This window comes from Methylobacterium sp. UNC300MFChir4.1, assembly GCF_900110155.1.
Lineage (GTDB): Bacteria > Pseudomonadota > Alphaproteobacteria > Rhizobiales > Beijerinckiaceae > Methylobacterium.
Genome location: NZ_FOCS01000055.1, coordinates 1 through 8455, shown reverse-complemented (window position 1 = coordinate 8455; position 8455 = coordinate 1). Strand labels below are relative to the sequence as shown.

5 protein-coding genes and 2 pseudogenes are annotated in these 8455 nt (G+C 60.6%); 4 read left to right on the top strand and 3 right to left on the bottom strand.

From position 1 onward, the window contains the following. Together BMY19_RS29955 and BMY19_RS30720 are read right to left on the bottom strand one after the other, a co-directional pair. Nucleotides 1-796 (bottom strand): annotated as a pseudogene (locus tag BMY19_RS29955) (glutamine--fructose-6-phosphate aminotransferase); the annotation flags it as partial. Between the two features lie 42 nt (nt 797-838). After that, nucleotides 839-3370: a glycosyltransferase family protein gene (locus BMY19_RS30720; protein ID WP_139215751.1), complete on the bottom strand. Its 2532-nt coding sequence runs from the start codon at nt 3368-3370 to the stop codon at nt 839-841. 625 nt (nt 3371-3995) lie between these two features. Here BMY19_RS30720 and BMY19_RS29950 point away from each other — a divergent pair. From BMY19_RS29950 to BMY19_RS31540, 4 genes and pseudogenes are all read left to right on the top strand, one after another. Beyond that, nucleotides 3996-4403, top strand: a complete 408-nt coding sequence (locus BMY19_RS29950; protein ID WP_244535082.1) for an IS66-like element accessory protein TnpA — start codon at nt 3996-3998, stop codon at nt 4401-4403. Further along, nucleotides 4400-4693, top strand: a complete 294-nt coding sequence (gene tnpB, locus BMY19_RS29945; RefSeq protein ID WP_100253861.1) for an IS66 family insertion sequence element accessory protein TnpB — start codon at nt 4400-4402, stop codon at nt 4691-4693. The genes BMY19_RS29950 and tnpB overlap by 4 nt, the downstream gene beginning before the upstream one ends. A gap of 131 nt (nt 4694-4824) precedes the next feature. Beyond that, nucleotides 4825-6030: pseudogene (locus BMY19_RS29940) on the top strand (IS66 family transposase); the annotation flags it as partial. Between the two features lie 545 nt (nt 6031-6575). Next, nucleotides 6576-7121, top strand: a complete 546-nt coding sequence (locus BMY19_RS31540; RefSeq protein WP_244535080.1) for a hypothetical protein — start codon at nt 6576-6578, stop codon at nt 7119-7121. Between the two features lie 13 nt (nt 7122-7134). On the opposite strand, the gene BMY19_RS29930 is transcribed toward BMY19_RS31540, so the two are convergent. Continuing rightward, the gene (locus BMY19_RS29930; protein WP_244535079.1) at nt 7135-8355 is read right to left on the bottom strand and encodes an IS701 family transposase; all 1221 of its coding nucleotides are present in this window, start codon (nt 8353-8355) and stop codon (nt 7135-7137) included. Between the last annotated feature and the right edge of the window lie 100 nt (nt 8356-8455).

Sequence of the window (8455 nt, the reverse complement as noted above, 5' to 3'; positions counted from 1 at the left end):
TGCGGCCCACCACCTCGGGCTGCTCGTGGATCTCCTTGGCCATGAAGTGGCGGTACTCGCCCTTGTCGATCCGGTAGGCCTGCGTGGCGATCGTCTGCCGGGCGCGCTCGACCGTGGCGCCCGACGCGTCGCGGATCTCGGCGCCGCCGCGGGACAGGATCGCCCAGTCGCCCTCGTCGAGATACGTGATGGCGTCGGTGAACTGGGCGAGCGCCAGGGCGTCGGAGCCCAGGTAGGTCTCGCCCTCGCCGAAGCCGATGGCCAGCGGCGCGCCGTGGCGGGCCCCGATCAGCAGGTTCTCCTCACCGGAGAAGAGGAAGCCCAGCGCGAAGGCGCCACGCAGCCGCGGCAGGGCGGCGGCCACGGCCTCCACCGGCCCCATCTGCCGGTCCATGTTGCGGCTGACGAGCTGGGCAACGACCTCGGTGTCGGTCTCGGTTTCGAAGACGACGCCGTCGGCCTCCAGCTCCTGCTTGAGCTCGCGGAAATTCTCGATGATGCCGTTGTGCACGACGGCCAGGCGCTTGGTGGCGTGCGGGTGGGCGTTGGTCTCGTTGGGGCGGCCGTGGGTCGCCCAGCGGGTGTGGCCGATGCCGATCGTGCCGGTGAGCGGCTCCTGGGCGAGCCTGGCTTCCAGGTTGACCAGCTTGCCCGAGGCCCGGCGACGCGCCAGCCGGCCGTGCTCCAGGGTGGCGATGCCGGCGGAATCGTAGCCGCGGTACTCGAGCCGCCGCAGGGCCTCGATCACCTGCCCCGCCACCGCGTCGCGCCCGACGATGCCGACGATGCCGCACATAAGCTTCTCCCCGAATTCAAAGATAAATTACTTAAACGTAGTTCAATCTACATGAACACTAGAAATCGTCCGCTCGGCAAACATTTCACTTTCAACGTACAAGCGGGCCACGACGTCGTATTTCCCCCTCAGGAGCAAAGAGCTGGAAAGCTGTGCAGTAAAACCCAGTTTCATTGAAGTCGGGAGATGATGCGTCACCGCAACATCAATCCGCCTATAAATAGATGTATTCATCTCATGCGGAATTCCATCTCGGACTGCTATCACCTTGAGATGGTGATTTTTCAATATTGGCATATCAGTACGCCACCAACCAATCACATCCAAGTCATGACCACGCTCGAGTTTTACATTATTTAAGTCGGCAGAATAATTTCCTACCGAGTCCAAATGGACATAAAGCCTCTTGCGACGTTGTCTGGGAATATCAAGTATGCGCCTCTTCATAGAACGGCGCAGATCGCCAATAGATTTGTCATATATTGACGCAAGTTTGTCTAAAGTTATTGCCGCCGGATCGATCTCGATCTCTTGATTTGCTCCAAAGTTCGTCAACTGCAATGACGACGAGCTCACATGACTCTGTGCAAGAGAACTAACTTGCAGACCGTCGTAAACGTCCCCTACAGCATCATCAATTATTACTAGCGAACCAGATCCGCCTTTGCATGACCAATTAATGTTCTCACGGATCTTCGTGGCACTCGAGTTTCGTTCTATTGTATCTTGTGGCGCCAATAACGCGGCGACATTTTCGGGATATCCGACCGATATCTCGGGCCAACATATCATCCTGATGCCCTCGCCGGCCAATCTCGTTAGCAACTCCCACTCATGGTAAGTTGGAATATTTTCATCGAACATATGCTTACGCACAACCGAACTTCTTGCGACAAAGCAGTGCGCAGCCGTTCGATTTTTTATCATATTTGTTGAAAGGCCCTCGCCAACAGGGAAGAACGTAAATACCGGGGCATCACTCAAATCATCTCCATCTCTTGTGACGCTACTTATTGGGAGCACCACGTCGAAATTATTGTTGCATGCTAGTGCAGTGACAGCGGCCGCAGAAAATCCGGGCACTATCTCCGCCCCAGCCGGAACATATACAAAGAAATCGCTCCGCAAGTTACGCAGCGCTTCATTCAAAAGAGTCCCGCGATTAAAATATGATTCATATCGTATTATTCTGATGCGATCATCGGCGGCGCTCATTTCAATTAGCTTATCGACCAGTGGATCCCCATCGACCACACCAGCATCTCTCAATACGATTACTACCTCAGAAACTTCCTGCTCCGAGGAAAAGAAATCGAATAATGTTCTGATGCTCGTAATTTGAAGTTTTTCAATAAATACTATCGCCGCGTACAGTATCGAAGGCGCACTTATTCCCTCGGGTGCAACGGCATGGCGCCAATACGGATTTTCGTCCGCGCTTACAATGACCGTTTGACTGATTACTACCTTTTGGAGGAAAATGCGCTCTAATTGTATTGCTAGGCCGAAAGCGGAGCCATCAAATTTAACGCAATTGAATCCGTCGATCCACGGAGTCGATGCCCCGAACGCTACGTTCTGTTCGTTCAATACGCATACAGCCCCCGCCATCGATGCTTCATATGCTGCGAAGCAGAACGCTTCGTAGCTATTGGGGAACACTGCAACTGAACTAGCAATCATCTCAGCACGATCGTCCTGTCGTAGATCAGACAAGAAGATGAACCGATTGCGAAAATTTGATGGAATTTGAGATTTTAGACGGTCAGACCAACCCCCGACAGGCTCCATAGCTGTCAATATCACCTTTCCTTTATACCAACTGCAGGTCTCTAGAAATAGACACGCACCCTGAATGAAGGTTTCGGGCCGCTTTACAGCCTGAAATTTGCTCGTAAATAGGATATTGGTAGTGTCAGGGCTTGGTGTCTTTGGGGATATTGCTCGTCTTTGCACCTGCACTGCTGGCGTTGAAAATTCTAACAGATCCGTCCACCACTTCGCAAACCCGTAAAAATTCGACACAAATTTGGCGACAGGCTCTAAATGACCGACCACGATGTCTGCGTCAGCAAGAGCCTTCCTTTCGAAATCGGAAAGTAAACATGTATGATAGCCTGGATTTCTGCCTTCGAAATGCCGAAGTATTCCGTCCGTGGTATGGATTCGAACGGCGATTTTTGTATTCCTAAACGCAAGTTGCGCCAATTTTGCCTGTTGAGTGTAAAAGCCGAGCCCCCCCCAGTCGACGAACTCAATGTAATCAATTTTACGAAATTTTAATATCTCAATCAAACACTCTTTGATGATCATGGATCTTTTCATAAATGGGTGTTCGAAATTTTGCCTCTCCCATTTATCGCGCTTGATGTCATAGAAGTCATAAAGCGGGAAGAGCTCTACTCGATCATATCTCTTTTTCCAGTCCTCTCTGGGGATGCTTTTGGTTCCAGTGTACAAGATAATTATGTCATCGCGGTCGGAATAGAAATCTATTGTATTTCTAATAAAAGCTCCGATACCACCCATTGTGAACGGCATGACTTCGTCTGTCACAAAACAAATTGAGGCCATTTTGAATCTCTCTTTTGACGTTAGCTTGTCGGAAAATTGGCAATAGATGATATTATATAATCATGATTCTCAGCTTAATGGCTCGGATTTTCAACGATTGCAAAATATTACACAATCTGTCGATTTTTCGAATAGCAGAATATGATAAATGACCTATTTCTGATCATATAAAGACTTAGACTGCTCTTTACGTGGGGCCACACTGCTATGACGCTTGGTCAGTCCCAGGCTCACTACAACGGAGATCGCAACTTTTCAACAGCACGCGGATTGGCGTCGGTCATTCTGGTCTGAGGCGACGATCACCTCCTCGCGGAGCAGACCGATCGGTGGCGCCTGCGCGGTACGCATGCGGCAAAGCTGCCAATTACCCACATCGTCGGTGCGGTTTGCCTCGCCTGAACCGGCCGTGATTCTGTCCGTGTCGCCGAATCACGGAGGCGTCACGGATATGCGATGGTCTATTGGCCGGCGACGCTGGCTGGCAGGATGCCGAGATCGCCTGCGCAAGCTTGCTCGATCAACGTAAGCGCTGTCTGGGTGGAACCTTCCGGCAGACGGTGTGAAGGCGACATACGGACCGGAATGGGAGCTCCGTCACATGTCGATGTCAGGGCGTATGGCTATGTCGGAGCCGATCCGGCGCCGGGAGCTGTTCACCGGGGTCGGTCGGCGCCGGACGTGGTCGGATGAGGAAAAGGCCGCCATCGTCGCCGAGAGCGACGGGCCGGACACGTCGATCAGTGCGGTGGCGCGCCGGCATGGATTGAGCGCCTCGCAGCTGTTCACGTGGCGACGCCTGGTGCGTCAGGCTGGGAGGCACGACGGCGAGCGCCCACTGCAGTTCGTGCCGGCCGTGATGAGTGTGGGCCCGCAGGAGCCGACCTCTGCCGAGATGAGCCCCGGGGTGGGGGAGCGATGCGGCGGCCACAGCATCGAAGTTGAGATCGCTGGCGCCACGGTCCGCATCGCTCAGGGCGCGAGCGCGGTTCAGATCGCCGCGGTGATCCGGGCGCTGAAGACTTGTCCATGATCGGGCCATCCGGCGCGGTGCGCGTGATGCTGGCCACCCGGCCCGTGGACTTCCGCAAGGGCATGGACGGGCTGGCCGCTCTGGTCCGGGACGCGATAGGTGCGGATCCGTTCTCCGGTACGGTCTACGTGTTCCGGTCAAAACGCGCCGACCGGGTGAAGCTCCTGGTCTGGGATGGAAGCGGGCTGGTCCTCGCGACCAAGCGTCTGGAGGCGGGTCAGTTCTGTTGGCCGAAGATCGAGGACGGCGTGGTCCGGCTGAGCGCGGCGCAGCTCTCGGCGCTCGTGTAAGGCTTGGACTGGAAGCGCGTCCATGCGGCGCGTGCCGTGGGCGTGCCGGCAGTTGCCGGCTGAGCAAAAAGGCTGGCCAGCGGGCTTCATCGCAGTGGTAAGTCACTGGCGGATCTGATCTAATCTGCTTCGTGGCCGCGCCTGCTTCGCCCTCGTTCGACGATCCCGAGACGCTCAAGGCGCTGCTCGCCGAGGAGCGCGCCGAGAACGAGCGGCTGCGCCAGATCATCCTGGCCATGCAGCGCCACCGCTTCGGCCGCCGCGCCGAGAGCCTGCCTGAGGATCAGCTTCTGCTCGGGCTGGAGGAGGCTGAGCAGGTCGAGGCTGCGGGCTTTGCCGCCGAGGAGAGCGAGCCCGCCAAGCAGGAGGCCCGGAGGGCCAAGCGGCGCACGAACCGTGGGGCGCTGCCCGCCCATTTGCCGCGAGTCGAGCACGTGGTCGATGTCGACAGCCTCATCTGCCCGTGCTGCTCGGGTGACCTGCATCGGATCGGCGAGGATGTATCCGAGCGCCTCGACGTGGTGCCGGTGCAGTTCCGGGTGCTGGTGATCCGCCGCCCGCGCTACGCTTGCCGCGCCTGCGGGGACGCGATCGTGCAGGCTCCGGCACCGGTGCGGCTGATCGAGGGTGGCCTGCCGACCGACGCTCTCGTCGCGCAGGTGCTCGTCTCCAAATACGCCGACCACCTGCCGCTCTACCGGCAGGCGCAGATCTTCGCCCGCCAGGGCGTCAGCCTCGACCGCTCGACGCTGGCCGACTGGGTCGGGCGCGCCGCCTTCCTCCTCCGGCCCGTGCACGGGCGGCTCCTGGAGACGCTCAAGCGCTCGGGCAAGCTGTTTGCCGACGAGACCACGGCACCGGTGCTCGATCCGGGCCGCGGCCGCACCAAGACCGGCCAGCTTTGGGCGTATGCGCGCGACGACCGGCCCTGGGGCGGGACGGATCCGCCCGGCGTCGCCTACGTCTACGCGCCCGACCGCACGGCCGCACGACCGATCGCGCATCTCTGCGGGTTTGCAGGCGTGCTCCAGGTCGACGGCTACGCGGCTTACGAGAGCTTGGCCAAGGGCAGCGCAGTGCGGCTGGCCCACTGCTGGAGCCATGTGCGTCGGCAATTCTATGACCTTGCCGCGGCCTCGCCGATCGCGACGGAGACGCTGTCGCGCATTGCCGTGCTCTACCGGATCGAGACCGAGATCCGCGGGCACTCGGCTGAGGAGCGACGGGCGGCCCGTCAGGAACGAAGCCGGCCGGTGGTCGAAGCACTGGAGGCGTGGTTGCGGGAGAAGCTCGGCCTCTTGAGCCGCAAGAGCAACCTGGCGGAGGCGATCCGCTACCGATCAACGCCTTGCACGTCGCCTTCACCGTCTCATGGATCAGATGTCCGCCGCACCGGGTCAGCCAATGCCGGCTGCCTGCAGCGACTGGGCTGCCACGAAGGCAGCCTACCGCTTCTTCGACAACCCGCGCATCACCGAGCACGGCATCCTGGCTAGGCACTTTGCCGCGACTGCCGTCCGTTGCGCGGCGACTGAAGGGTCGATTTTCATCCTCCAGGACACGACTGAGTTCATCTACGGCCGTTCGCATCCGGGCAAGATCGGCTTCACCATAACCATCAACAGCGGGCGGTACAAAGCGGGCAACCCAACGTGCACACGCTGTGTGGCGTTCTGCTGCATTCCAGTCTCGTCGTCTCGCTCGCGGGCACGCGTCTCGGCCTGATGGCGGCGAAGTTCTGGACGCGCTCCAAATTTCAGGGGACGTGGACTCTCACGCGGCACGTGAACCCCACCCGTGCACCCATCGAAGCCAAGTAAAATTATCTCTGGCTCGAAAACCTCTGCCAGTCGATGGCTCTCCTCGGCACGTGGAGCGCTGCGTGTATGTCGGCGACTGGGAGAGCGACATCTACGAACTGTTCTGCCTCGCACAGGATCTACGCGCCTGTTTCTTGGTACGCGTGCAGACCGACAAACTGGCCAAACCGCCGCCTGCCGGGCCGCGCCGGAATGCAGACCACCGCGTCTACGCTCAACTCGATGCGGCCCCCTGGTCGGGTCGCCATCACGTGACGGTCGGCGGCAACTCCGCCGAGACTGCCTGCCTACAGGCCAAGTTTGCGGCCATCACGATCCTGCCGCCCATCGGCAAGCACAAACACTACAGCCCGCAGGTCTTCACCTACATCCACGCTCTCGAACTCGATCCGCCAACCGATCGTCCGCCGATCGACTGGAAGCTCGTCACCAACCTGCCGGTCTCTGATCTCGCCGGGGCCGTGGAGAAGCTCGACTGGTGCGCTCTGCGATGGAAGGCTGAGGTCTTCCACAAAGTCATGAAGTCGGGTTGCCGCGCCGAGGAGAGCAGGCTGCAGACAGCCGAAAGGCTGGTGAAGTTCCTCGCCCTCGTGACGGTGGTCAGCTGACGCATCTTCTTCCTCACCATGACGGCCCGAGCGGTTTGGGGTACCACGCGGCGGCCGCGATCCGTTGCCGTTGGCGGACCGGGAGCCGTGCAGCCAGCAGCGTGACGATCGAGAACAGGGCGAGCAGGCAGGGCGTGGTGCGGGCGATGGCCTTGTCCGACCACTGCCGCTGCGTCTCGACACCGAGATGGGCGCGCGCTTCCTGGAAGGTGACCTCAACGGTCCAGCGCCGCACGAACCACCCCACGATCTGCGCGGGCTCGCGCATCGGTTCGGTGCAGAGCAGGGCCTGCGGTTGGAAGCGCGCCTCGGGATCGCGCACCAGCACCCATCGGATCGGCACGACCGGCAGACCGCCGTGCCGCCACACGGCGGTCCCGGAGGCGATCTCAAGGGTGCGCTCGCCCGCCCCGTACCAGCCGGGCACCACGACCGCGTGCCAGCGCGTGTCCTTGGCCGCGAGGATCGCAGCGAGCGTCGGCAGCCGCGCGCCTTTGGTCCGCGGGCGTCCGATCGTGCCGGGCGGACGAGGCGGGGCCGGCTCGTAGAGAGCAGCATCCATCCGCAGGCGGGTGATCGCCGTGATGCGGGCGCGGCGCATCGCGTCGAGGAACAGCAAGGCCGAGAAGCCGCTGTCGCCCACCACCACGAGGTCGCGTGCGCGCAGCCAGCGGCGAGCCTGGAGAGCGAGTTGGCGTCCGACGTCGAGCAGAGGCTTGTGCCGACGGCCCCGTTCGCGACAGGCGCGCTCGGACGGCACCAACGCGATCAGGAAGGGCCGCGCCCAGACGCGCCCCGCCCAGGGGATTGGGGCCAGCAACATCAGGCTCATCCAACGCAGCCCGCTCGCCTTGACGAAGTGGCTGTCGGAGGAGCGAACTGGATCACGGTAGATGCCCTTGGCCGCGATCCGCTTGCCGCGGCGGCGCTCGATCGTATCGTCCAGTCCCAGGACCACGGGGCCACGTTGCGCGAAGGCATCGACGAGGAGCCCGAGCAGGATACGGCTGCCGGAACGCGGGCACCACGCAGCGCGGTTGAGGATGCGGTGGACGTTCACGAACCGCCGCTCCTGCGCGCGGCCGATGATGCGCAGGACGCTTGTCACCGTGCGCTGCCCCGGCGTCAGGATCGCGCCGACCAGCAGGTTCTGGGCGTGTCGCCACGAGCGGTGGACGAACAGCGGCGCGAACGCCAGGATGATCCCGGCGAAGCGGGCAGGCAGGGGCAGCATGGCGGTGTCTCTTGGCGGGGACGCCGCTAGCCTATCCGTCACGCCCGCTTCGTCACCTCCGCCCACTCGACGCGCCGCAAATGGCCAAAGTCGAGCTTAG

Excerpts from the sequence above, each read along its gene's own strand:
- tnpB (WP_100253861.1), top strand. The coding sequence starts at position 4,400 with ATGATCGGGCCATCCGGCGCGGTGCGCGTGATGCTGGCCACCCGGCCC.
- BMY19_RS29950 (WP_244535082.1), top strand. The coding sequence starts at position 3,996 with ATGTCGGAGCCGATCCGGCGCCGGGAGCTGTTCACCGGGGTCGGTCGG.
- BMY19_RS30720 (WP_139215751.1), bottom strand. The coding sequence starts at position 3,370 with ATGGCCTCAATTTGTTTTGTGACAGACGAAGTCATGCCGTTCACAATG.
- BMY19_RS29930 (WP_244535079.1), bottom strand. The coding sequence starts at position 8,355 with ATGCTGCCCCTGCCTGCCCGCTTCGCCGGGATCATCCTGGCGTTCGCG.